Below are 23,774 nucleotides of genomic sequence, written 5' to 3'. Positions count from 1 at the left end.
TCCTCCGCCCCTCAGGCCGCCGTGCGCTCCGCGCGCCGCAGCAGCGCCGCCGCCACGAACCCGCCCGCGAGGACGGCGGCCGCGCCCACCAGCTGGCCCTGCCCGAGCCCGGCCGACAGCGACCGTCCCGAGGCCACGGCGGAGCTGAGCACCGCGCCGAGGACGGCGACCCCGAGACCGTTGCCGAACTCGGCGAGCGTGCCGTTGATGCCCGCGCCGACGCCCGCCTTGTCCGGCGGGATCGCGCTCATGATGGCGTGCGCCATGGCCGGGTTGGCGACCGCGCACCCGGCGCCGATCAGCACGAGGCCGAGCAGCGTGCCGCCGTACCCGGCGGAGGCCAGTTCGGCGATGGAGACGAGCCCGGCCGCCATCAGCACCATGCCCAGCGCGATGGCCACCGGCGTGCCCAGCTTCCCGGCCCACTTCGCGGACAGGCCGGAGAAGTTGAGCGCCACGACGGTCAGGGCGAGCGGCGCGGTGCGCACCCCGGCCTCCAGCGGGCCGTAGCCCAGGACGAACTGGAGGTGCTGGGTGAGCAGGAACAGCGCCCCGCCCATCCCGAAGGTGATGAGCACGAGCCCGGCGACCGCGCCGGTGAACCTGCGGTCGCGGAAGAAGTGCGGGTCGAGCATCGGCTCGGGGACACGGTTCTCCCAGTACGCGAAGAGCGCGAGGACCAGGACCGCCACGGCCGCCGTGCCGAGGACGCGGGGCGAGGTCCAGCCGTGGTGCGGGCCGGAGATGACCGCGTAGACCAGGGTGGCCATGCCGATGGTGGACAGCAGCGCGCCGAGCAGGTCGGGGCGGCCGCCGCGTGCCTGGCCGGGTGCCGCCTTCGACTCGGGTACGAGCGCCGCCACCGCGATGACGCCGAGCACCGCGACCGGGATGTTGATCAGGAAGATGGCGCCCCACCAGAAGTGGTCCAGGACGAAACCGCCGATCAGCGGGCCCACCGCGAAGCCGAGCGAGTTGACCGCCGCCCAGATGCCGATCGCCTTCGGCTGTTCCGCGGGCGCGAAGATCTGCATGACGACCGCGAGCGTGGTGGTGACCAGCAGCGCGCCGCCGACGCCCATCCCGGCCCGTGCGGCGATCAACTGGCCCGTGTTCTGGGCGAGTCCGGCCACCAGGGAGCCCGTGCCGAACACCGCGAGGCCGGCGAGCAGCATCTTCTTGCGGCCGAAGCGGTCGGCGGCGCTGCCCGCGGTGAGCAGCAGGCCCGACTGCACGAGCGAGTACGCGTTGATCATCCACTGGATGTCGGCGGTGCCCGCGTGCAGCAGCCGGGTGAGCGAGGGGATCGCCACGTTCAGCACCGTGTTGTCGAGCAGCACGGTGAGCTGGGCGAGGCAGATGACGCCGAGGATCAGCCAGCGGCGGGCGTGCCCCTCGGGTGCCTGGGGAGCGCGGGGAGCCTGGGGCGCGGGCAGCTCGGAGGAAACGGACATGCTGTACACCGTATAGCGGTGACTATACGGTGTACAGCGGGTTTGTTCCGTGGCGCCGGGGTCAGCTCTTCTTCGGCTGGGTCAGGTCGTAGAAGGTGGCCGAACCGACCGTCACCTTGGTGAAGTTGGCCTCCACCCAGGTGCTGATGCCGGACGAGGAGCCGCCGCTGCGGCCGCCCTCACCGCCACGGCCGCCCATTCCGCCGCCCATTCCGCCGCCCGCGATGAAGTAGTGGATCTTTCCGTCGGCCACGTACTTCTTGAACTGGGCGAGGGTCGGGGACGGGTCGGTGCCGTTGAAGCCGCCGATGGCCATCACCGGGTCACCGGTGGCGAGTTGGTAGCTCGCGGCGTTCTGGGAGCCGATGGAGGCGGCGACCCAGGTGTAGGCGCCGGCGTCCGACTCCAGGAGCTTCTTCGCCTTGGCGGAGACCTTGGCGCCGTCGAGCAGACCGCCCATGCCACCGCCCGTCCGGCCGCGCTCGCCCATGGAGAAGCCGCCGGGGAAGCCGGTGCCGCCCCGCTGGCCCTTCGCGGAGCCGTTGCCGTTCTGGCCGGGCATTCCGTTGCCGCCCGGGAAGCCGTTGCCGTTGCCGCCGCCGTTGGCGTTGCCGTTGCCGTTGCCGTTCGGCGGGGTCTGGCCGCCCTGGCCGCCCTGCTGGTTCCCGCCCGGCCCCGGCATCCCCGTGCCGCCCGGGAAGCCGCCGCGCAGCGCGCCGCGCCGGCCGCCGCCCCCGAAGCCCATCGTGCTCGCGCCCGCCGGACCCGCCGTCGGAATGGAGCCGGTGTGCGCCGAGTTCACCGTGCTCAGCGTGTACGCCGTCGGACCGGCGAGCGCCGCCGCGAGACCGAGCCCGGCCGCGGCGAGGGCCAGCGGGCGGCCCAGCCGGCCGGCGAAGACCAGCCCGAGCGCCGCCACCAGGGCGCCGACCAGGACCAGCCACCTCAGCCAGGGCAGATAGCCGGACGTGCGGTTGAGCAGCACGTACCCCCACGCGCCCCCGGCCACCGAGGCGGCGGCCAGGACCAGCGCGGCCCAGGTCTCCTTGCGGCGCTCCCAGAGCAGCCCGGCGCCCATGCCGGTCACCGCGCCGAGGTACGGGGTGAGGGCGACCGTGTAGTACTGGTGGAAGATGCCCGCCATGTAGCTGAAGACCACCATGGTGATCAGCAGCGAGCCGCCCCAGACCAGGAACGAGGCGCGGGTGACGGACGTGCGCCGCAGCGTGCGCGTCGCCCACAGGCCGGCCACCAGCAGGATCAGCGCGGCCGGGAGCAGCCAGGAGATCTGGCTGCCGACCTCGTCGCCGAACATCCGGTCCCAGCCGGTCGTCCCCCAGGCCCCGCCGCCACCGGCGCCGCCCCGGCCGCCGCCACCGCCGACGCTGCCGGTCTCGTCGCCGCTGAGGCGGCCGAGGCCGTTGTAGCCGAAGGTCAGCTCCAGGAAGCTGTTGTTCTGCGAACCGCCGACGTACGGGCGGGAGGACGCGGGCCACAGCTCGACCACCGCGACCCACCAGCCGCCCGCGACGACGAGCGCGCCGGTCGCGAGCGCCAGCTGACCGAGCCGCCTGCGCAGGGGCGTGGGCCCGCAGACGGCGTAGACCAGCGCCAGCGGCGGCAGGATCAGGAACGCCTGGAGCGTCTTGGCGAGGAACGCGAAGCCGATCGCCACCCCCGCCCACACCAGCCACTTCGTCCGCCCGTCCTCCACCGCGCGGACGACGAAGTAGCAGGCCAGCGACATCAGCAGGGCCAGCAGCGCGTCCGGGTTGTCGAAGCGGAACATCAGTGCCGCCACCGGCGTCAGCGCGAGCACCGCGCCCGCGATCAGCCCGGACGCGGGGCTGAACCGGCGCCGTACGGCCGCGTACACGACCGCCACCGTGCCGACACCCATGAGGACCTCGGGGAGGAGGAGCGCCCAGGTGTTGAGGCCGAAGATCCGGACCGACAGCTCCATCGGCCACAGGAACGCCGAGGGCTTGTCGACGGTGATGGCGTTGGCCGCGTCCAGCGAGCCGAAGAAGAACGCCTTCCAGGACGTGCCGCCCGCCTGGACGGCCGCCGCGTAGAAGGAGTTGGAGTAGCCGTTGGCGCCGAGGTTCCAGAGGTAGAGCAGGAAGGTCGCGGCCAGCAGGCCGAGGAAGGCGGGGCGCGCCCAGGCCGGGTCCTCGGGCCGGCCGCGCCACACCCTGCGGGCGAACGGGGGCCGGGGGGCGGCGTGTTGGGCGGCCGGTTCGGGGCCGGCCGGGGCGGGTGCCTCCGGCGGGGTGAACCGGTCGTAGTGGGTGGTCATCGGGTGTCCCCCGGTCGGGTGATGGTGGTCGGGTGCGTCGGGTGCGTCGGGTGCGGGGCGGTCGGGTCGTCGTACGGGGTGGGGGAGTCGTAGGGGGACTGGGAGGCGTACGCGGCTTGCGGGGCGTACGGGGTCTGTGGGGCGTACGGGGCCTGCTGGGCGTATGCCGGCTCGGTGTCGTACCCGGTCCGGGCGTGCTTCGCGGTGGGGGTGAACGGGGCGAAGGACGGGGCCTGTTGGGCGGGTGGGGCCGGTTCGGCGCGGTCCGGGAAGACCCAGGCGCGGAAGAGGAGGAAGCGCAGGACGGTCGCCGCGAGGTTGGCGGCGATGAGGACCGCGAGTTCGGTGGAGTGCGCGGGCTGCGTGGTGGCCGCGCTCAGGGCGGCCAGGGAGCCGCTGGTCAGGGCGAGTCCGATGGCGAAGACGACCAGGCCCTGCGCCTGGTGCCGTACGGCCCCGCCCCGGCCGCGCACCCCGAAGGTGAGGCGGCGGTTGGCGGCGGTGTTGGCGAGCGCGGACAGCAGCAGGGCGAGCGCGTTGGCGACCTGGGAGCCGGAGAACTGGCGGAAGACGCTGTAGAGCAGCAGATAGAACAGGGTGGACAGGCCGCCGACCACGCAGAAGCCGACCAGCTGGCGGGCCAGTCCGCCGGGCACGTCGGAGATCTCGCGGTCGCGCGGGTCGTCGCCGAAGGGGCGGGCGAGGCGGTCCAGCGGGAGCGAGCCGGTGGCGAGCGCGCGGCCCACGCGCCAGACGCCCTTGAGGTCCTCGGTCGCGGTGCGCACGAGGTGCACGGTCGAGTCGGGGTCGTCGACCCAGTCCACCGGCACCTCGTGGATGCGCAGCCCGGCCCGCTCGGCCAGCACCAGCATCTCGGTGTCGAAGAACCAGCCGGTGTCCCGCACCAGCGGCAGCAGCACCTGGGCCACATCGCGCCTTATGGCCTTGAAGCCGCACTGCGCGTCGGAGAACCGGGCCTGCAGCGAGCCGCGCAGGATCAGGTTGTACCCGCGGCTGATGAACTCCCGCTTGGGTCCGCGCACCACCCGGGAGGCCCGGCTGAGCCGGGAGCCGATCGCGAGGTCGGAGTGGCCGGAGATCAGCGGGGCCACCAGCGGGAGCAGGGCGTTGAGGTCGGTGGAGAGGTCGACGTCCATGTAGGCGAGGACCGGCGCGTCGGAGGCGGACCACACGGTCGCGAGGGCGCGGCCCCGGCCCTTCTGCTCCAGGCGGTGCACGCTCACCTCGGGCAGGGCGGCGGCGAGGCGGGCCGCGACGAGCGGGGTGGTGTCGGTGGACGCGTTGTCCGCGACGGTGATGCGGAAGCCGTACGGGAAGGTGCGGGTCAGGTGCTCGTGCAGCCTGAGCACACACGGTTCGAGGTCCTTCTCCTCGTTGTAGACCGGGATGACTACGTCCAGGACCGGCGTGCCCGCGGCGTCGGCGGGGATGTGCTCCCGCGCCGGCAGGGTGCCGGGAGAAGAGTCGCTTCGCATGGAAGTGACTCTGGTCAGAAGCCCTGTCGCGCACGTGTGGTGACGCTGTGGTCCGGCTGTGAGTGAGGCCGGTGTTCCGGTTGACTGTGCGTCAGGGGTACTTGTTCCGGGCGGCTGGACGGCAGCGGTTCGCCCGGCGTCAGCGGCAGCCGGACCGTGAACACGGTGCGGCCCGGCGCGCTCTCCACCCGTACGTCACCGCCGTGCGCGAGCACGACGGCCCGCACGATGGCGAGCCCCAGACCGGTGGAGCCGGTGGCCCGGGTGCGCGCCGAGTCGCCGCGCGCGAACCGCTCGAAGACGTGCGGCAGCAGCTCGGGCGGGATGCCGGGCCCGTCGTCCTCGATGTCCACGCACATCCAGGGGCCGCGCGGACGCACCCGCGCGGTCACGGTGGTGCCCGGCGGGGTGTGGCTGCGGGCGTTGCCCAGCAGGTTGACCAGGACCTGGTGCAGCCGGGCGGCGTCACCGGTCACGAGCGCGGGCTCGTCGGGCAGGTCGAGCCGCCAGTTGTGGCCGAGCCCGGCGGCGCGCGCGTCGCTGACGGTGTCCACGACCAGCGGGACCAGGTCGGCCGGCTCGAACTGGAGCGGGCGGCCCGCGTCCAGGCGGGCGAGCAGCAGCAGGTCCTCCACGAGCAGCGTCATCCGCGCCGCCTCGGACTCGATACGGCCCAGCGCGTGCCGGGTGTCGGGGCCGACGGGTTCGCGGCCGCGCCGGGTCAGCTCGGCGTAGCCGCGTATCGAGGCGAGCGGGGTGCGCAGTTCATGGCTGGCGTCGGCGACGAAGCGCCGTACCCGTGTCTCGCTCTGCTGGCGGGCGTGCAGGGCGCCGTGCACATGGTCGAGCATCCGGTTGAGCGCGGCGCCGACCCGGCCGACCTCGGTGTGCGGGTCGCACTCCGCCTCCGGGACGCGCTCGCTGAGGTTCACCTCGCCGCTGTGCAGCGGGAGTTCGGAGACCCTGGTGGCGGTGGCGGCGACCTTGCGCAGCGGGCGGGTGGCCACGCCGACGATGACCGCTCCGGCCAGCGAGGCGGCGACGAGCCCGGCGAGCGTGACGCAGACCTCGACCAGGATCAGGGTGTCCACGGTGCCGTCGGCCACGGCGGTCGGCAGCGCGATGTAGAAGCGGTCGGCGCCGTCCTGGCTGTGCGCGTACCGGACGAGGTAGTCGCCGAGCCCCGGCAGCCGCACGGTGTGCCGGCCGTCGTCCCGGGGGACGGCGGCGAGCGCCTCGACCTGGGCCTCGGTGAGCAGCTGGGCGCGCATCCGCTGGAACCGGTCGAAGTCGTCGTTCTGCTGCCGGGCCACCGCCGCGGAGACGACCTTGCCGCCGCTGACGTACGCGGCGACGGCCGTCTTCGGCGTCGGGCCCTTGGTGAGCAGCGTGCCGACCTTCTGGGCCGGGGTGGCGGAGGTGTCCACCGGGGCGGCGACCCCGCCCGCCGGACCGCCGGGGTTCCCGGTGCCGGGGAGCTGGAAGGGGCGGCCCACCGCGCGCCGGGCGATGTCCGACACCTGGTGGTCCAGCTGCTTGTACAGCAGCTCGTGCAGCGCCAGCGTGGTCACCGTGCCGATCACCGCGGCCACCACGGCGATCAGCGCCACGGACGCGACGACGAGCCGGGTCCGCAGCGTGCGCGGCCGCGCGGTGCGGCGGCCGCCGGTCCGGGGCGGCCGCCGGCGCCCGCTCATGACACGGCGGGCTTGATCAGATAACCCGCGCCGCGCCGGGTGTGGATCATCGGCTCCCGGCCCGCGTCGATCTTCCGCCGCAGATACGAGATGTACAGCTCGACCACGTTGGCCTGCCCACCGAAGTCGTACGACCAGACCCGGTCCAGTATCTGCGCCTTGCTGAGCACCCGGCGCGGGTTGCGCATGAGGAAGCGCAGCAGCTCGAACTCGGTCGCGGTCAGGTGGATGGAGTCGCCGCCCCGGGTCACCTCGTGGCTGTCCTCGTCCAGGGTCAGGTCGCCGACCACCAGCATGGAGTCCGACCTCCGGTCGGCCGCCCCGGAGCGCCGGATCAGTCCGCGCAGCCGGGCCACGACCTCCTCCAGGCTGAACGGCTTGGTCACATAGTCGTCGCCGCCCGCCGTGAGCCCGGCGATACGGTCCTCCACCGCGTCCTTGGCGGTGAGGAACAGCACGGGTACGTCGGGCAGTTCACGGCGCAGCCGGCTCAGCACGGTCAGGCCGTCCATGTCCGGCAGCATCATGTCCAGGACCACGGCGTCGGGCCGGAACTCCCGCGCGGTGCGCAGCGCGCCCTGACCGTCCCCGGCACTCCTGATCTGCCAGCCCTCGTACCGCAGGGCCATGCTCAGCAGTTCGGTGATGGACAGCTCGTCGTCCACCACCAGCACGCGGACGGGGCTGCCGTCCGGCCTCAGCAGTTCGGTGCGCCCCTGGGGCGAGGTCGTGGTCATGGCGGAACCATGTCCGGGGCCTCTGAGAAGAGACTTTCGGGAATCTGTGATTTCACTGAGAAATGCGCGAGGGGTGATCGGAAAGGGGCCGATCAGGGGATTCCTTGGGAATTGGGTGGGGCTTCTTTGGGAGTTTGATGGGGAATTGCCGATCCGTTCGGCGCAGGGCGGGGCGCGTCAGAAGAGCCCGTCCTGACGGCCGGCCCTGTGTGCCGTGAACTTCCTTACCGGGACGGTCAGTTCACCGCTGTGCGGCGACTGTGGGGTGACGAGGTCCCAGCCGGTCATCAGCCGTGTGTCGAGGACGACGACTCCCTGGCCGACGACGGCGAGATGCAGATCGGGTCCGGCGACGGCGACGAGTTCTCCGCCGAGGGCACCGCCGGGGACCAGCTCGCGTACGGCGCCGAGGGCGGGTTCGGCCTCCCGGAGTCCGAACGCCTCTACGTGGTCGACGACTTGGCAGGGGGCGGGGGTGAGGGACTCGGGCCAGGCGGGAAGTGCACGTGCTCGGGCGTGCAACTCTTCTACTTCTACGGCGCGTTCGGCGCTGGTCGTCGGCAACTTGGCCCGTACGGCGCGCTTCTCGGCGTACGGCACGCGGTCCGGCACGTTCAGCGCGGCGCGCAGCAGCTCCTCGGTGCGGCGGGCCGCCATCAGGGGGCCGGTGCCGAGCCAGCTGAAACAGACGGCGCCCTGTTCGAGCAGGCGCGCGGAACCCCGCTCGGCCGCCGTGATGCCGACCTTGGTCATGCCGGGTCCGAACCAGGCGAGATAGACACGGTACGGGCGCGGATCGTCGGCCAGGGTGTCGGCGGCCACCGAATGGGCCCGGTCCAACCGTGCGCACTCCTCGCACCGGGCACCGGTGCTTCTTCCCGACACCGCCGCGCGCACCGGACAGTCGTTCCCGCGCGCGCCTGTACACCGGCGCGTGGTGTCCTCCGCCACGGCGAAGGCGACCCGCTTCCCCCGGCCCAGCGGACTGCGCCGCCCACCGTCCCACACCAGCGCGGGGCCCTCCGGGGTCCAGCGGAGTCCGGAGCATCTCCAGATGCGGGGGGTTGTCATGGGTGGTGAGGGTAGGGGAGGGCACTGACACCGGTGCTACGGCAGGGCGTACACCGGGACGCCGTCGGCCGCGTTTCCGGTCTGACGTACACATCCTCGTTTGATCAGCATGCGTACGCAGTCGTGGACGCGGTCGAGGGTGAGTCCGGTGCGCTCGGCTACCTCGTCGAGCTTGCAGTGGACGGGGCCGCGTACGAGGTCGGGGGCGAGACAGGCGGCCACGGCGTGCACGTCGTCGGTGACGACGAGGTTGCGGGCCCGCCAGGTCGCGAGGAGGTGTTGGGGGGTGAGGGGCGGGGGATTGCCGGTGGGCGCGGTCTGAGGCTGGGGCTGGAGCCGCTCCGCGATGAGATCGAGGGTGTCGGCGATCCGGCCGAGCACGTGATGCAGCCCTCCGGCTCGGGAGTCGAGGGCGCCGAGGTGCTGATTGGTGTGCCCGAGCTGATCACTGACCCGGCCGAGGTGGTCGTTGGTCCGCCCACGCTCCTCGTTCGCCCGCCGCGCCTGTTCGATCTCCTCCAGCCGCGCGACCGCCATCGCCTCGTCGGCCCGGATGTTCCGCTCCTCCAGCCGGACGATGGCCTCCGCGACTTCCTCGGGCATGAGATAGGCGGTACCTCCGCCGGCGGCGGGCTGCACGGGGGCGGGGTCGAGGGTGTAGGAACCGTCGCGCTGGATGGTGGCGATGACTTCGGAGACCCAGGTCTTGAAGGGTGCGCACTCTGGTTTGGTGCAGCCGTTGACGAGCGTGATCAACCCCTGGAGATTCACCATCCGCATCGACTTCTTGAGCCCGTGACCTGCAACGCTGCGCAAAGCGTCTGCTCCACAGATACTTCGCACAAGATCGTCGAGAGTGCGGTGGTCGTCCACTGAGACATGCCACAACAGGGCCTGTCGCGTATTCACGTAGCCCAGACTCACCGCGACATCCACCGCCACGAACCAGTGCTCACCGTCCGGCGCGGTCAGCCTCCGTACGCGTGCCCCGGTGGCCGCGAAAACGAAGTCGTTGATGTCGATGGCGTCCCGCGCCCGTGACGCGGCTGTGCCGTCCTGCTCGTACATCGAGCATCACCTCCACCCCGGAAGCTAGGGAAGCCGCCCATCAACGGCCGTACGGATGAAGCACGTTCACTCGATAGAAGACAGAGGTATCGATTCCGCACCCTTTCCCGCCCCCACCAGCGCGTTCTCCCCACCCCGCCCCCGCCCCTCGGCGCCGCGTCCGCGTGGCCGCCGTACCGGACGCCGTGACCCGCGTCGGGGCGGAGTATGGGTGACGTCACCGCCCCGCGAGGGGCGTCCGCCGGCCTCCCCCTGACGTCAGTACCAGCGGACGACGCCGGCCGCGCCCAGGCCGGTGCGGGCGGCGTGGTGGAGGACGCGGAGCGGGCCGTCCAGGAGTTCCTCGGCGTCGTGGTCGGGGCTGTCTCCCAGAGCGGTCATCCACTGGTCGATCCGTTCGACCACGTCGCGCCGCCGGGGTCCGGTCAGGGCCAGGGCCTCCTCGGCCTCGGGGAGCCGGGCGCGGACCTCGTCGGCGCGCAGCAGGAAGTCACCGAACCAGCCCGGCAGCAGCTGCGCCGCCTCGGGGCCGAGCGCGTAGGCCAGAGCGGAGAAGGGGCCGGCCTTGCGGGTCACGGCGGCGAACAGCCCCTCGTCCCCCTCGGGCGGGAACGCCCCCATCACGGCGTCGCCCAGCGCCTCCACCGGCTCGGAGTCGTCGTAGCAGCTGTCGAAGAACGCGCTCAGCCGGAAGGCGTCCTCGCCGGCCACCCAAGCGCCGGGAGAATCCGTGGACGCGCTGAACAGAGACTCCGTCCCCTTGCCCCGCCACCAGGCCAGCCCCTCGGGCACATGAACGTACGACGGCCCCGGCACCGGCGGCGAGGCCCGCACCGCCGCCCGCAACAGCTCGTCCAGCGTCCGGTCCGACACCGTTCCGACGGCCCACACACCCGTGACGCTCAACTCCGCCTCCATGTCCGGTCCACACCGGGCCCTGCGCGTATCGGTCAGAAGGGCAGTTCGAGATCGCCGCGGCCGTCGCTGTGCGGTCCCTGGTCCCACGGCTCCTCCCGGAAAGGCTCAGGATCGGGGACGTCGTGGCCCCATGCTTCGAGCGCCTTCCGGGCGACCCGCCGGTTGGGGTCGGCGCCGGTGTCCAGGACGGCGCGTGCGTGCACGGCGAGGTGATCGCGGTGCCCGGCGAGCGCGGGGTGCTCGGCGAGGATGAGCGCGGCGACGACGGCGGCTTCGCGCACGTCCTCGTGACCGTCCCGGAGGAAGGGCGCGACGGCCCGGTAAAGCCTCGGACGCAGCTCCCGGAAGTCCGCCACGACGGTGCCGGGGGCGAGGAAGCCGGGGAAGTACCGCTCCGTGCGGCCGGCAACCTCGTCGGAGGCGTCGTAAGCCGTGGAAGCCAGCCAGCTCAACAGCGTCGCGCGGAAGGGGACGTTGCGATAGGCCCGCAGCGTCATGGCCGCCGGGTGGGTGAGGACGCCGGCGACATACATCGCGACGGGGGCGGTGGCCTCATAGACGGTGTTCTGGTGCCCGGCCAACTCCCCCAGCTCCGACAAAGCGGCAACCTGAACCCCGGAATCAGGCTCCAACAGCCGCACCAGCACCCCGGGAAGGTCCCCACCACTCCCCAACGCCGTCTGGAGCGAACCCCAATCCGTCTCCGCCAGGACCACCTGACAAGACGGCAAGCCGGGCTCACCGGGCGCCCCGGCGTCGGGAAGACTGTGATCCACAGACCAAACCTAGACCGGGCCTCTGACACGGTTCCCTTCCGGCAGAACATCACCCTGCTCGGATTTCACCAGCCGCCTCATCGCGTCCTGACTCGCCGGCCCCAGGGGTGCCGGCGCAGGAAACGCAAGAGGCCCCGGATCTCTCCGGGGCCTCTTCGCTGTGCACTCGGCAGGATTCGAACCTGCAACCTTCTGATCCGTAGTCAGATGCTCTATCCGTTAAGCTACGAGTGCTTGTTCTTTTATTTTTGTCTTCCGTTCCGGCCCTTTCGGCCCGTCCCGGCGACAGGAAGAACATTACATGACTGCCGCCGTCATGTGAAATCCGTTCCGATCACCCACTCTGACCTGCGGAAACGTGGATCTGGGGTGGGGCGGGGCCGGCGTCGCCGGAGCCGGGCGCGGGGTGGAAACAGCGAAACGTGCGCGGGAACCGTGAGCAGGAAACGTGCGCGGGAACCGTGGGCGGGAAACGGGCGCGGGAAACACCGAAGCCCCGGTCCTGGGGACCGGGGCTTCGGGATGGTGCGGAGGCGGAGGGATTTGAACCCTCGATGGGCTGTAAGGCCCAAACCGCATTAGCAGTGCGGCGCCATAGACCGGACTAGGCGACGCCTCCAGCACAACCGCTCCCACGCGAGCGCGCGATCGGTGCGTGCAGATGATGACACAGGCGAGCGCCGCGTCACCAATCGACCCCCACGGTACTAGGCACGGGGGCCGCAGGGCAAAGGGCTTCTTTGGCGTGGCGGAGGACGTCACGGCGGACGTCACGGAGGAGGGAGAGAGGAGGGAGAGGGGAGAGAAGGAAGGGAGGAGAAGGGGAACGCGCGCACACGCCGCCGCGTCCTGCGCGCGCACACGCCGTCGCGTCCCGCACACACACGCCCCCGCCTCCCACGCGCGCACATGTTCGGGGTCACTTCCACGTGGGACCTCCCCCGTATCCGGCGCCGCGAGCCCGACCGGTGCCCTTAGACTCCCTCGCGTGACACCCCGCGGGCCGGTTGGCAAGATGGCCCGAGCGGTAGGCAAGGTGCGGTAACAGGGAGGAAGCGTCTCGTGAGCAGCAGGCCATCCCGAGGCGCTGCTCGCCTCGCAGCCATACTCGACGCGCTGCCCGACGCGTTGCTCCTGGTCAACGCCAACGGGACCGTCGTCAACGCCAACACCATCGCCCTGGAGACCTTCGAGGCCCCCGGCACGGCGCTCGTCGGGCGCGGGCTGCTCGATCTGCTGCCGCAGTTCGACTCCAAGCTGATCCCGGGCTCGATGCGCCGCCCCGACCACATGGACCCGCGCGGCCGCACGAAGCCGACGCGGATGGTCGCCCGGCGCACCGACGGCACCGAGTTCCCGGTCGAGGTCACCAGCGCGAACCTGGAGAACGGCCAGCAGGCGTACGACGGTTCCGGCTTCACCGGCGACGAGCTGCTGATGCTCGTCGTACGGGACCTGTCCGGGACCGTGGACACCGAGGCCGAGCTGGCCCGTTCGCAGCGGCAGACGGAGATGATCCTGCGGGCGGCCTCCGAGGGCGTCGTCGGTACGGACACCGACGGGCGGATCGTGCTGGTGAACCCGGCCGCCGCGCAGATCCTCGGCTACCGCGCCGGCGAGCTGGGCGGCAAGGAGCTGCACAACCTCGTCCTGCACTCGCGGGCCGACGGCTCCCCCTTCCCGTACGCCGAGTCGCCCCTCGCCGACACCCTGCGCTCGGGGCGCAAGCACCGGGTGCGCGGGCAGGTGCTGTGGGCCAAGAACGGCGACGAGGTCTCGGTCGACCTGACCACCGCGCCCGTGCGCGACGGGGACCAGCTGGTCGGCGCCGTGATGACCTTCACCGACCGGCGGGCCTACGAGACGCTGTCGGTCGAGAAGACCGAGCTGGAGAAGGCGCACGCCGACGAGCTGGAGAAGCTCTCCGAGGAGCACGCCTCCGACCTGACCGCGCTGCGCCAGAAGCACGTGGCCGAGCTGGAGGAGCTGCGCGAGGAACGGGACGCAAAGCTCGCTGAGCTGCGCGAGGAGCGCGACACCGAGCTGGCCGGGCTGCGCGAGAAGCACGAGGAGCGGCTGGCGGCGGGCGAGGAGCGGTACGCGGCCCTCGCCGAGCGAGAGAAGGACCGCTACGAGGCCCTCTCCGCCCGGCACGAGCAGCTGCTCACCCTGCTCGGCGACTCCCTGCGCGGCCCCCTCGACGAGCTGCGCCGCGAACTGGCCACCCTCGCCGCCGACGACGCCGGCCAGCTGTGGCCCGAGGCCAACCAGGTCCTGCACCACCTGTCCGCCGGGTACGCCCGCATCACCGCCCTCATCGACAACGTCCTCTCCTACCAGCGCCTGGACTCCGGCAGCGAGGACATCACCCGTACGAAGGTGATGCTGGACGCCGTGGTCGCCGCCGGTGTGGACGGCGCCGTCGAGCTGATCGGGCCGGGGCGCGTGCAGTTCGCCGTGCACGCCCCGCCCATCGAGGCCGAGGTCGATCCGCAGCGCCTGGCCACCGCGCTCGCCCACCTCGTGGCGGACGTCGCGGGTGTGGACGCCACCGGCAACGCGCCCGTCTCGGCGGGCGGTTACCTGGACAACACGGTCGTGGTCGCCGCCGCCCAGCGCGGGGAGGTCGCCCGGATCGAGGTGCGCGGGCCGTACGCCGGGGGCGACGCGGTGCACGAGCCGATCGTGCGCGGGATCGTCCGCGCGCACGGCGGTGTGCTCCAGACGCACGAGGTCCCGGGCATGAGCGGCAGCGCGTACGTCCTGGAGGTGCCGCTCGGCGGCGGTGCCGGGACGGTCGCCCTGCGGCTCCCGGCCGTCCAGGAGGACGCGGCCGACGAGGCTCCGGCTCCGGAAGCGCAGGACGCGGGTCGCCGGGTCCGGCGGTCCTCCACCGACGCGTTCCTCGACAGCGACCTGTCCGCCGCCGGTCCGGTGAGCGGCGACGCGGACGCCCCCGCGCCGACCGGACGGCGCCGCAGGCGCGGTGCCCCGGCCCAGGAGGAGGGCGGCCCGGCCGCGCTGGAGACCGCGCAGGCGGCGTCCGGCGGTACGGGACGACGGCGCGCACGGCCCACCGACGCCGGTGCCGGTGCCGGTGCCGGGCAGGACGCGGTGGCCGAGGGTGCCGTGACGACGGCCGCCGAGCACGCCGCCGGTACGGCCGCCGCGGCCTCGGGGCTCGGCGCCGCCGTTTCGCCGAGGGGCGTCCCCGTCTCCGGCGGCCGCGAGGAGCAGGCGGCCCTGCCGCCCGCGCTGCCCGCCGCCCCCGACCCTCGGGTGACCCCGGGTGTCCAGCCGACCGGACGGCGCCGCCGCGCGCTGGGTGCCGCGCCGGAAGCGGCCGGTGCCGCCCCGGAGGCCGCCGCCCAGGGGCCCCGGCCCGTCTTCGCCCTGCCGCCGGCCGAGGCCGACCGCACGCCGGAGCCGCCCGTGCCGGCTCCGATTCCGGCCCCGCTTCCGGCGCCTATTCCGGCTCCCGGCGGCGAGGGACGGCACGACTCCGCCCCCGCCGACCAGGCCGACGACCACACTCCGCCCCAGCCGCATCCCACGACCACGCCCACCGGACGCCGCCGCCGCGCGGTGGCCCAGCCGAGCGAGCCCACGGGGGAGGCGCAGGGGGTCGCGCGGGTCGCTCCGCAGGCCCAGCCGGGTGCGATGCCGGGCACGCCGGGTACGCCGGGTGCCGTGCCGGGGCTTCCGGCGCAGGTGCCGGCTCCGGGTGTGGCGCAGGTTCCCGGTCAGCAGGTCGCGGTCGCGGGGCAGCCCGCCGCCGTGGCCGCGCAGGCCGCACCGGTGCCCGGGCAGGCCGCCGTCGCCCCTGGTCAGGCGGTTCCGGCCGCCGGTCAGCCGGGCGCCCCCGTCGGTCAGGCCGTCGCCGTGGCCGGGCAGCCCGCGCCGGTCCCGAGCCAGGCCGTACCGGTTCCCGCTCAGGCGGTCCCGGTACCCGGTCAGCCGGTTCCGGCACCGGGGCAGCCCGTACCCGTACCCGGACAGGCGCTCCCGGTTCCCGGCCAGGCGCTCCCCGTTCCCGGGCAGGCCGTGCCGGTCGCCGGGCCGCCGGTGCAGGTGCCCGGTCAGACCGTCGCCATGGCCGGTCAGGCACCCGCCGCAGCCGCAGCCGGCGTACCCGCGCCGGGGCAGCCCGTACCCGTGCCCGGACAGGCCGTCGCCCTCCCGGCTCAGGCCCCCGGCGGCGCCGTACCCGCTGCCGGGCAGCCGCTGCCGGTGCCCGGTCAGGCCGCGCCCGTGGCGGCGCAGCCCGCGCCGATCCCGGCGCAGGGGATGCCCGTACCCGCCCAGGGGATGCCCGTCCCGGCCCAGGCCGTTCCCGCGCAGGCCCCGGCCCCCGCCGAGGCCGCGCCGCAGGCGGCCGCGCAGGCAGGGCCGCAACCGCTGCCCGCCGAAGCGGCCGCGCCCGCGTTCCCGCAGCCCTGGCCCGACGACGACGAGGACGACACGGCCGGGGCCGGTGTGCCCGCGCCACAGGCGTCCGCGCTGCCGCCGCGGGCCGCGCAGCCGTTGCCGGCGGAGGCGCCGGGTGCGCCCGCGTACGACCCGACCTCCACCCAGGGGCACGCGTTCAGCGTGCGGACGCTGGGCCAGGGCGTGCCGTTCGTCCGGCAGGCCGCGCAGGTGCAGCAGGCAGGGCAGGCGCAGCAGGCACCGCAGCCCGGTGCCACCCCGCCCCCGCACGGGACGAACGGCGGTGGCCGACGCCGCAAGCTGGGGACGCCCCCGGCCGCGCGCCCCGAGGCGCAGCCGGAGCAGCCCGGCAGGCCCGGTGCGGCCGCCGAGGCCGCGCAGCCGTCCCTGGCCGGAGCCCGCATCGCCCCCGGTACCGAGGGCATCGGGCGCTCGTACGCCATAGGGGCACCGGACGCGAACGCCGCCGAGGGGCCCGAGCCGCTGGACGGTCCCGGCGGTGCCGTCGAGGTCGCGGACACCCCGCGTCCGCAGCCGCTGGACGACGAGCTGCCCCCGGAGCCGCTGGACAACCCGCGCAGGCTGCTGGTGTGGCCCGCGCCGGACACCACGACCCAGCAGGCGCTGAGCGACCGCGGCTACCGTCCCGTCGTCGTGCACTCGCGCGAGGAGGTGGACGCGCAGATCGCCGCGTTCCCGGCCGCGCTGTTCGTGGACCCGCTGACCGGCCCCATCACGCGTACGGCGCTGCAGTCGCTGCGTCAGGCGGCGGTCGCCGCCGAGGTGCCGGTGCTGGTGACGGCCGGGCTCGGACAGGCCTCGCGCGAGGCGGCGTACGGCGCCGATCCGGCCGTCCTGCTCAAGGCGCTGGCGCCGCGCGACAGCGAGCAGCATCCGCCACGGGTGCTGCTGGTCGAGGAGCACGCGGAGATCGCGCTGGCGCTGACCGCGACGCTGGAGCGGCGCGGGATGCAGGTGGCGCGGGCGGCGAGCGACGGGGACGCGGTGACGCTGGCCGGGCAGTTCCGGCCGAACCTCGTCGTCATGGATCTGACGCAGATGCAGCGGCAGCAGGCCGGGATCGTGGACTGGCTGCGCACGAACGGGCAGCTCACCCGCACCCCGCTGGTCGTCTACACCGCGACTGTCGACCCGGGCGACCTGCCCCGGCTGGCCTCGGGCGAGTCGGTGCTGTTCCTCGCGGAGCGCGCGACCACCGACGAGGTGCAGGCGCGGATCGTGGACCTGCTGGCGCGGATCGGCACGAACTAGCCGTACGAGGCCGTACGGGACGGTCTCAGGGGAAACCCGTACGGAACGGCTCCGGGGAAACCCGTACGGGCCCCACCGCGCGGTGGGGCCCGTTCCCGTAAGGGGCGCGGGGGTCTCAGCCCAGCCGGGTCACGTCCAGCTCGCCCAGCCGGTGTGCCTCGCGGATCTTCTTCTTGTCGAACTTGCCGACGCTGGTCTTCGGGACCGTCTCCACGATGGTCCAGCGCTCGGGCAGCTGCCAGCGGGCGACCCCGGCCTCCTCGGCGAGGAAGGCCCGCAGCGCCTCGAAGCCGACCTGGGCGCCCTCCTTCAACACGACGGTGGCCAGCGGGCGTTCGCCCCACTTGTCGTCGGGCACCGCGACCACGGCCGCCTCGGCGACGTCCGGGTGGGACATCAGCGCGTTCTCCAGGTCGACGGAGGAGATCCACTCGCCGCCGGACTTGATGACGTCCTTGGCGCGGTCGGTGAGGGTGAGGAAGCCGTCCGGGGAGATGATGCCGACGTCGCCGGTCTTCAGCCAGCCGTCCGCGCTGAACTTGTCGGCGGGGCGCAGGGGTTCGGCGTCGGGGCCGTTGTAGTAGGCGCCCGCGATCCAGGGGCCGCGCACCTCCAGCTCGCCCGCCGACTCGCCGTCCCAGGGCAGGCGTTCGCCGCCGGGGCCGGTGAGGCGGGCCTCGACGCCGGCCGGGAAGCGGCCCTGGGTGACGCGGTAGGCGAACTCCTCCTCGGTGCCGAGGGCGTGGGCCGGCGGGCGGGCCACCGTGCCGAGCGGGGAGGTCTCCGTCATGCCCCAGGCGTGGCAGACCCGCATGCCCAGCTCGTCGAACGCCTCCATCAGGGCGGGCGGACACGCCGAGCCGCCGATGGTGACCTGGCCGAGGGAGGAGACGTCACGGGGCTTGGCGCGCAGCTCGGCGAGCAGGCCCTGCCAGATGGTGGGGACGGCGGCCGCGTGCGTGGGCCGCTCGGACTCGATCATCTCGGCGAGCGGGGCGGGCTGCAGGAACCGGTCCGGCATCAGCATGTTGACGCCGGACATGAAGGTGGCGTGCGGCAGGCCCCAGGCGTTCACATGGAACTGCGGGACCACGACCAGCGTGGTGTCGGAGTCGGTCAGGCTCATCGACTCGGCCATGTTGACCTGCATGGAGTGCAGGTAGATCGAACGGTGGCTGTAGATCACGCCCTTGGGGTCGCCGGTGGTGCCGGAGGTGTAGCACATGGCGGCGGCCCGGCGTTCGTCCAGCTCGGGCCAGTCATAGCTCTCCGGACGGCCGGCAAGCAGATCCTCGTACTCGTGCACGCGCGCGGTGGCGCCGGCCAGCGGGGCGCGGTCACCGGGGCCCGCCACCACGATGTGCTCCACGGTGGGGAGTTGGGGCAGCAGGGGTGCGAGGAGCGGGATCAGCGAGCCGTTGACGAGGAGCACGCGGTCGGCGGCGTGGTTGACGATCCACACCAACTGCTCTGCCGGGAGGCGGAGGTTGAGGGTGTGCAGCACGGCGCCCATGGAGGGGATCGCGAAGTACGCCTCGACGTGCTCGCTGTTGTTCCACATGAGGGTCGCGACCCGCTGGTCGTCCTCCACCCCCAGCTCGTCCCGCAGGGCGTGTGCCAGTTGGGCCGCGCGGGCGCCGATCTCGGCGAAGGTGCGGCGGTGCGGCTCGCCCTCCCCGGTCCAGGTGGTGACCCGCGACGATCCGTGGACGGTCGACCCGTGGGTGAGAATCCTCGAGATCAGCAGCGGTACGTCCTGCATGGTGCTCAGCACGGCGGGCGTCCTCCCCGGCAACATTGCCTCAGCGGAAGTAGAGTCGCGCTGATTCTGCGCACATACCGCGCGGTATGTCACTAGGGGGGCCGAAACTCGCTGGTGAGCCCCCCTTCCCGGCGAGCCGGATCAGACCCCCGCGTCCGACCCGTCCCGCCGTACGACGCCCAGCTCCGGGTCCTCCCGCAGCTTGCCGAGCGCGCGGGAGACCGCCGACTTGACCGTGCCCACCGAGACGCCCAGGAGTTCGGCGGTCTGGGCCTCGCTGAGGTCCTCGTAGTAGCGCAGGACGACCATCGCGCGCTGACGGGCGGGGAGTTTGGCGATCGCACGCCACATCGCGTCGTGCAGCGCCTGGCGTTCGGCGGGGTCGGCGACGCCGCCCCGCACCTCCGGCTCGGGCAGCTCGTCGCAGACGAACTCGTCCACCTTGCGCCTGCGCCACTGCGAGGTCCGCGTGTTGAGCAGCGCGCGCCGCACATAGCCGTCGAGCGCCCGGTGGTCCTCGATCCGCTCCCAGGCGGCGTACGTCTTGGCGAGCGCGGTCTGGAGCAGGTCCTCGGCGTCGTTCGGGTTGGCGGTCAGCGAGCGGGCAGTGCGCAGCAGCACGGGGCGCCGGGCGCGGACGTAGGAGGAGAACGACGAGTACGTGGTCGAAGCGGTACGGAGCCGGGGGTGCGGAAGGGTCTGCCGCGCTGGTGCGGCGGCGGCCGAGGCGCTGGTGCAGACGGGTGCGGTCATGACTCCCACGCTAGGAGCGGGGCCCCTCCGGCGGATCGCCCGCAGGTCCCGAAGCGGGGTCCGCCTCAGGTCGGAGGACCGGGCGCGCCCCCACCTCCTGAGGGTGGAGTACGGCTCCACCCGGTCTGAGGGTTGACCCTGAGGAGTCCTCGGGGCCGGCCCCGAGGCCCTCTGGCGATCATCGAACATACGTACGACCATCGTTTCATGGCCATCTTCCGCCGGCAGGTCACCACCCTGGCCCTCGCCCACGCCCTCTCGGCCGCCGAACGCGGCCTGGCCGTCATCCCGTTGTCCCGGACCAAGCTGCCGGCGCTGCGCTCGCCGCACCGCGCGGACGGCCCCGGGCGGCCGCCCTGCCACGGGGAGTGCGGCCGCCCCGGCCACGGCGTCCACGACGCCTCGGCCGACCCCGACCGCGTCCGGGACCTGTTCGCCGCCGCCCCCTGGGCCACCGGCTACGGCATCGCCTGCGGCCTGCCCCCGCACCACCTCGTCGGCATCGACCTGGACACCAAGCCCGGCACCGACGCGCCGGCCGCGCTGCGCGCCCTGGGCCTCAGGTTCCGGTTCACCCTCCCCGAGACGGTCGTCGTCCTGACCCCGAGCGGCGGCCGCCACCTCTGGCTCACCGGCCCGCCGGACACGGTCGTGCCCAACTCCGCGGGCCGCCTCGCCCCCGGCATCGACGTCCGGGGCGCCGGGGGCTACCTGGTCGGCCCCGGCTCCCGCACCGCCCACGGCGTCTACGTCACGGCCCCCGGTACGGCCCGGCTGCGCCCGGCGCCCTGTCCGCGCAACCTGCTGCGGCTGCTCGTACCGCCGCCCCGCCCGGTCCGGCGTACGCTCCGGCGCGCCCCCGGCGACGGCCAGGGGCTGCTGCACTTCGTCCTGACCGCCCACGAGGGCCAGCGCAACACCCGGCTGTTCTGGGCCGCCTGCCGCGCCCACGAGTCCGGCCTCGGCCCCACCCTGACCGGCCCCCTCCTCGAAGCGGCCCTGACCACGGGCCTGCCGGAACCGGAGGCCCGCGCCACGATCGCGTCGGCGGCGCGGGTGGCGGGGCGGGCGTTCTGATCCCGGGCGGGGCGTTGACGGGGGCGGCGTGCGCGCTCTCACGGGTGCGGGGTGCGCCCCGGTCACGGGCGGGCGCCGGCGGCACGGGACGGGCGCCCTGTCCCGGGCGGGGCGTTGACGGGGCTGGGGTGCGCGTCCTCACGGGCGCGGAGTGCGCGCCCTGATCCCGGACGGGCGCCGGCGGCACGGGACGGGCGCCCTGTCCCGGGCGGAGCGTTGACGGGGCTGGGGTGCGCGTTCTCACGGGCGCGGGGTGCGCGCCCTGGTCCCGGGCGGGCGCCGGCGGCACGAGGCGGGCGCCTTGATCCCGGGCGGGCGCCGGCGGCACGGGACGGGCGCGTTCTGACGGGCGCGGGGCGGGTGCCCCGGCCGTGTCCTCGCGTCAGTCGCCCGTCCCCCGCGTCAACCCTCCCGCCCCGCGTCCACCGTCGCCCGTACGAACTCCCGTACCCGCGCGCTGGTGTTGTCCGGCCGCCATATCGGCCCGCGCCGGATCGGCGGGGCGTCGTGCAGCGGGACGTAGGCGAGGTCGGGGCGCGGGTAGTACCGGCGGGCGTGCTCTCCGACGGGGAGGACGCCCCGGCCCATGGCGACCAGCGTCAGCATCTCGGAGAACGTGCGTCCGGCGGGCCCCTTCGGCACCGGGCGCCCCGAAGGCGTCCGCTCGGGCGTGCGGTCCCGTTTGAAGCCGGCGGAGGTGACCTCGGGGTACTGCACCACCGGGTGCTCGGCGAGGACCTCGACGGACACCGCCTCCTCCCGCGCGAGCGGATGCCCCGAGGGCACGGCGAGCAGCCGCCGCTCCGTGAGCAGCGCGGGCCCGCAGGTCATGCCGTCGAAGGGGTACGCGGCGACGAGCACGTCCACCGAGCCGTCGAGCAGGCTCGCGCGCGAGTCGGCCAGCTGGGCCTCCCGTACGGTCACCCGGCACTCCGGGTGCCGCTCCTCGAACAGCGTGACCGCCTTCAGCAGCGCGGGGGCCGTCCACTCGCCGAGGAAGGCGACCCGGAGTTCCCCGGTGATCCCCCGGCTGGCGTCGGCAGCCCGGCGCAGTGCCTCGGTCATCCCGGCGGCCAGCGGGGCCAGGTCACCGGCGAGCCGCCGCCCGGCCGGGGTCAGCAGGACGCTCCGGCTGGTCCGCTCGAACAGCGGCCCGCCGACCCGCCGCTCCACCTTCTTGATCACCTGGCTGACCCGCCCCGTCGAGACGCCGAGCCGCTCGGCGGTGCGGCCGAAGTGCAGTTCCTCCGCGAGCGCCAGGAAGGCTTCCAGTTCGATCCGTTCCAGCACGAGGTCCCCCGTTCGTTGAGCCAGGCTCAATGAACATAGAACGATCAGCGCTTGATGGTCTCCCCGCCCCGGCGGATCGTGGAACACACATCCACACGGTCTTCCTCTGGAGGGGAACATGCCCGCACTGCACGTCAAGGCCTTCGACCACCTCGTCCTCAACGTCGCCGACGTCGAGCGCTCCCTCGGCTTCTACACCGGGTTCCTCGGCCTGGAGCCGGTCAACGTGGACGCCTGGCGGGCGGGGAAGGCGTCGTTCCCCTCGGTACGGGTCGCGCCGGAGACGATCATCGACATGGTCGGCAAGCCCCGGGGCGAGTCCAACGTGGACCACATCTGTCTCACGGTGGACCCGCTGGACTGGGACGAGTTCCTGGAGTCGGCCCCGGTGCCCGTCCTGCAGGGCCCGGTCCAGCGGAGCGGCGCCCGGGGCACCGCCACCTCCGTCTACGTCCAGGACCCGGACGGCAACACGGTGGAACTGCGCTGGTACCCGCAGGACGCCTGATCCGTCTCGGCGCTCTTCAGTAATCGCTGTTCATGGCGGTCCGCACCTCCGCGAGGGTGGCGTCGGCGACGGCCCGGGCCCGCTCGTTGCCCTCGCGCAGCACCCGGCGGACCTGGGCCCGGTCCCGCGCGTACTCGGCGCGGCGGGCGCGGACCGGCGCCAGGTACTCGTTGACGGACTCGGTCACCACCTTCTTCAGCGCGGCCGACCCCAGGGCGCCGATCTCGTCCGCGATCTCCTCGGGGGCGCGGTCCTGGCACAGCGCGGCCAGCAGAAGCAGCGAGGAGACCTCGGGGCGCCGCTCGGGGTCGTAGTGGATGTGCCGCTCGGCGTCCGTCTTCGCGCCCCTGATCAGCCGGGCGGTGTCGTCCGGGCTCGCGGCGAGCGCGATGGCGTTGCCCCGGCCCTTGCTCATCTTGGTGCCGTCCGTGCCGAGCAGCACGGGGGCGCGGGAGAGCAGCGCCTCGGGCTCGGGGAAGATCCCGGCGCCGTACCGCTCGTTGAAGCGGCGGGCGACGGTCCGGGTCAGCTCCAGGTGCGGAAGCTGGTCCCGGCCGACCGGGACCAGGCCGGCCTTGCAGAACAGGATGTCGGCCGCCTGGTGGACGGGGTACGTGAACATCAGGCCGCTGACGGCCGCCTGCCGCGAGTGCGCGATCTCGTCCTTGACCGTGGGGTTCCGGCTCAGCTCGGCCACGGAGACCAGGCTGAGGAAGGGCAGCAGCAGCTGGTTGAGCGCGGGGACCGCGCTGTGCGTGAAGATCGTGCTGCGGGCCGGGTCCACACCGACGGCGAAGTGGTCGAGGACCAGCTCCTCGACGTGCCCGGTGAGGTCGTCCGCCAGGTCCCGGTCGGTCAGCACCTGGTAGTCCGCGATGATCACGAACGTCTCGACGCCGAGGTTCTGCAGCCGCACCCGGTTGTGCAGGGTGCCGAAGTAGTGCCCGAGGTGCAGCCGGCCGGTGGGGCGGTCGCCGGTGAGGATGCGGAACCGGGCCGGGTCCTGGGTGATCCGCTCTTCGAGCGGGGTGGGGTGGACGGTGGTGTCCGCGGAGTCTGTGTGCACGGGGTCTCCTGGTCGTCGTGAGCGCCGTCGGGACGGCACGCACCCGGGTCCGGGAGTACGGGAAAAGGGCCGTCCGTCCGAACGGCCCTTCCGTGGGGTCAT

The 23,774-nt window shown here is 73.5% G+C and carries 16 protein-coding genes and 2 tRNA genes; 3 read left to right on the top strand and 15 right to left on the bottom strand.

Annotation, left to right across the window (positions count from 1 at the left end; translation table 11 throughout):
* Positions 1-11: 11 nt before the first annotated feature.
* The 11 genes from AB0898_RS02580 to AB0898_RS02530 all read right to left on the bottom strand — a co-directional run bounded on the left by AB0898_RS02580 (position 12) and on the right by AB0898_RS02530 (position 12,135).
* A complete protein-coding gene (locus tag AB0898_RS02580; protein ID WP_366800956.1) occupies positions 12-1,454 on the bottom strand; it encodes an MFS transporter in 1,443 nt (480 codons plus the stop codon).
* Positions 1,455-1,515: 61 nt separating this feature from the next.
* Positions 1,516-3,753 (bottom strand): glycosyltransferase family 39 protein, encoded by a 2,238-nt coding sequence (locus tag AB0898_RS02575; protein WP_366800955.1) that lies wholly within the window; start codon positions 3,751-3,753, stop codon positions 1,516-1,518.
* Complete coding sequence (locus AB0898_RS02570) at positions 3,750-5,249, bottom strand: bifunctional glycosyltransferase family 2/GtrA family protein (RefSeq protein ID WP_366800954.1); 1,500 nt, start codon at positions 5,247-5,249, stop codon at positions 3,750-3,752. Before AB0898_RS02570 ends, AB0898_RS02575 begins: the two co-directional genes overlap by 4 nt.
* Before the next feature lie 14 nt (positions 5,250-5,263).
* Complete coding sequence (locus AB0898_RS02565; RefSeq protein WP_366800953.1) at positions 5,264-6,946, bottom strand: HAMP domain-containing sensor histidine kinase; 1,683 nt, start codon at positions 6,944-6,946, stop codon at positions 5,264-5,266.
* The gene (locus AB0898_RS02560; RefSeq protein ID WP_018547522.1) at positions 6,943-7,683 is read right to left on the bottom strand and encodes a response regulator transcription factor; all 741 of its coding nucleotides are present in this window, start codon (positions 7,681-7,683) and stop codon (positions 6,943-6,945) included. Before AB0898_RS02560 ends, AB0898_RS02565 begins: the two co-directional genes overlap by 4 nt.
* A 177-nt stretch (positions 7,684-7,860) precedes the next feature.
* Entirely contained in the window at positions 7,861-8,754 is an 894-nt protein-coding gene (locus AB0898_RS02555; RefSeq protein ID WP_366800952.1) for a DUF2797 domain-containing protein, read from the bottom strand.
* 36 nt (positions 8,755-8,790) lie between these two features.
* Positions 8,791-9,822, bottom strand: coding sequence for a Bro-N domain-containing protein (locus AB0898_RS02550; protein ID WP_366800951.1), 1,032 nt, complete (start codon positions 9,820-9,822; stop codon positions 8,791-8,793).
* Positions 9,823-10,080: 258 nt separating this feature from the next.
* Positions 10,081-10,728, bottom strand: a complete 648-nt coding sequence (locus tag AB0898_RS02545) for a hypothetical protein (protein WP_366800950.1) — start codon at positions 10,726-10,728, stop codon at positions 10,081-10,083.
* A 44-nt stretch (positions 10,729-10,772) separates the two neighbouring features.
* Positions 10,773-11,339, bottom strand: a complete 567-nt coding sequence (locus AB0898_RS02540; protein WP_366800949.1) for a hypothetical protein — start codon at positions 11,337-11,339, stop codon at positions 10,773-10,775.
* Between the two features lie 338 nt (positions 11,340-11,677).
* Positions 11,678-11,750: transfer RNA gene (locus AB0898_RS02535), tRNA-Arg, on the bottom strand.
* A 294-nt stretch (positions 11,751-12,044) separates the two neighbouring features.
* A tRNA-Ser gene (locus tag AB0898_RS02530) sits at positions 12,045-12,135 on the bottom strand.
* 443 nt (positions 12,136-12,578) lie between these two features.
* Between AB0898_RS02530 and AB0898_RS02525 the strand changes: the two genes are divergently transcribed.
* Positions 12,579-17,216: a PAS domain-containing protein gene (locus AB0898_RS02525; RefSeq protein WP_366800948.1), complete on the top strand. Its 4,638-nt coding sequence runs from the start codon at positions 12,579-12,581 to the stop codon at positions 17,214-17,216.
* 115 nt (positions 17,217-17,331) lie between these two features.
* Here AB0898_RS02525 and AB0898_RS02520 read toward each other — a convergent pair whose 3' ends face one another.
* Together AB0898_RS02520 and AB0898_RS02515 are read right to left on the bottom strand one after the other, a co-directional pair.
* Complete coding sequence (locus AB0898_RS02520; RefSeq protein WP_366800947.1) at positions 17,332-18,990, bottom strand: long-chain fatty acid--CoA ligase; 1,659 nt, start codon at positions 18,988-18,990, stop codon at positions 17,332-17,334.
* A gap of 129 nt (positions 18,991-19,119) precedes the next feature.
* On the bottom strand, positions 19,120-19,731 hold the full coding sequence (locus tag AB0898_RS02515) for a SigE family RNA polymerase sigma factor (protein WP_366800946.1): 612 nt from the start codon (positions 19,729-19,731) through the stop codon (positions 19,120-19,122).
* Between the two features lie 207 nt (positions 19,732-19,938).
* On the opposite strand from AB0898_RS02515, the gene AB0898_RS02510 reads away from it, so the two are divergent.
* Positions 19,939-20,808: a bifunctional DNA primase/polymerase gene (locus AB0898_RS02510; protein WP_366800945.1), complete on the top strand. Its 870-nt coding sequence runs from the start codon at positions 19,939-19,941 to the stop codon at positions 20,806-20,808.
* Positions 20,809-21,210: 402 nt separating this feature from the next.
* On the opposite strand, the gene AB0898_RS02505 is transcribed toward AB0898_RS02510, so the two are convergent.
* Entirely contained in the window at positions 21,211-22,098 is an 888-nt protein-coding gene (locus AB0898_RS02505) for a LysR substrate-binding domain-containing protein (RefSeq protein ID WP_366800944.1), read from the bottom strand.
* 118 nt (positions 22,099-22,216) lie between these two features.
* Between AB0898_RS02505 and AB0898_RS02500 the strand changes: the two genes are divergently transcribed.
* The gene (locus tag AB0898_RS02500) at positions 22,217-22,606 is read left to right on the top strand and encodes a VOC family protein (protein WP_366800943.1); all 390 of its coding nucleotides are present in this window, start codon (positions 22,217-22,219) and stop codon (positions 22,604-22,606) included.
* 16 nt (positions 22,607-22,622) lie between these two features.
* On the opposite strand, the gene trpS is transcribed toward AB0898_RS02500, so the two are convergent.
* Entirely contained in the window at positions 22,623-23,672 is a 1,050-nt protein-coding gene (gene trpS / locus AB0898_RS02495; RefSeq protein WP_407078276.1) for a tryptophan--tRNA ligase, read from the bottom strand.
* Between the last annotated feature and the right edge of the window lie 102 nt (positions 23,673-23,774).

The sequence above is a fragment of the Streptomyces sp. NPDC005435 genome (assembly GCF_040703155.1).
Classification (GTDB): domain Bacteria; phylum Actinomycetota; class Actinomycetes; order Streptomycetales; family Streptomycetaceae; genus Streptomyces.
Note: the sequence above shows the minus strand (reverse complement) of the source record. Positions and strands in the feature narration are given on the sequence as shown.

What these genes read in the sequence shown, in the direction of transcription:
- AB0898_RS02555 (WP_366800952.1), bottom strand. Translation starts at nt 8,754, where the DNA reads ATGACAACCCCCCGCATCTGGAGATGCTCCGGACTCCGCTGGACCCCG.
- AB0898_RS02515 (WP_366800946.1), bottom strand. Translation starts at nt 19,731, where the DNA reads ATGACCGCACCCGTCTGCACCAGCGCCTCGGCCGCCGCCGCACCAGCG.
- AB0898_RS02550 (WP_366800951.1), bottom strand. Translation starts at nt 9,822, where the DNA reads ATGTACGAGCAGGACGGCACAGCCGCGTCACGGGCGCGGGACGCCATC.
- AB0898_RS02560 (WP_018547522.1), bottom strand. Translation starts at nt 7,683, where the DNA reads ATGACCACGACCTCGCCCCAGGGGCGCACCGAACTGCTGAGGCCGGAC.
- AB0898_RS02510 (WP_366800945.1), top strand. Translation starts at nt 19,939, where the DNA reads ATGGCCATCTTCCGCCGGCAGGTCACCACCCTGGCCCTCGCCCACGCC.
- AB0898_RS02565 (WP_366800953.1), bottom strand. Translation starts at nt 6,946, where the DNA reads ATGAGCGGGCGCCGGCGGCCGCCCCGGACCGGCGGCCGCCGCACCGCG.
- AB0898_RS02570 (WP_366800954.1), bottom strand. Translation starts at nt 5,249, where the DNA reads ATGCGAAGCGACTCTTCTCCCGGCACCCTGCCGGCGCGGGAGCACATC.
- AB0898_RS02580 (WP_366800956.1), bottom strand. Translation starts at nt 1,454, where the DNA reads ATGTCCGTTTCCTCCGAGCTGCCCGCGCCCCAGGCTCCCCGCGCTCCC.
- AB0898_RS02500 (WP_366800943.1), top strand. Translation starts at nt 22,217, where the DNA reads ATGCCCGCACTGCACGTCAAGGCCTTCGACCACCTCGTCCTCAACGTC.
- AB0898_RS02575 (WP_366800955.1), bottom strand. Translation starts at nt 3,753, where the DNA reads ATGACCACCCACTACGACCGGTTCACCCCGCCGGAGGCACCCGCCCCG.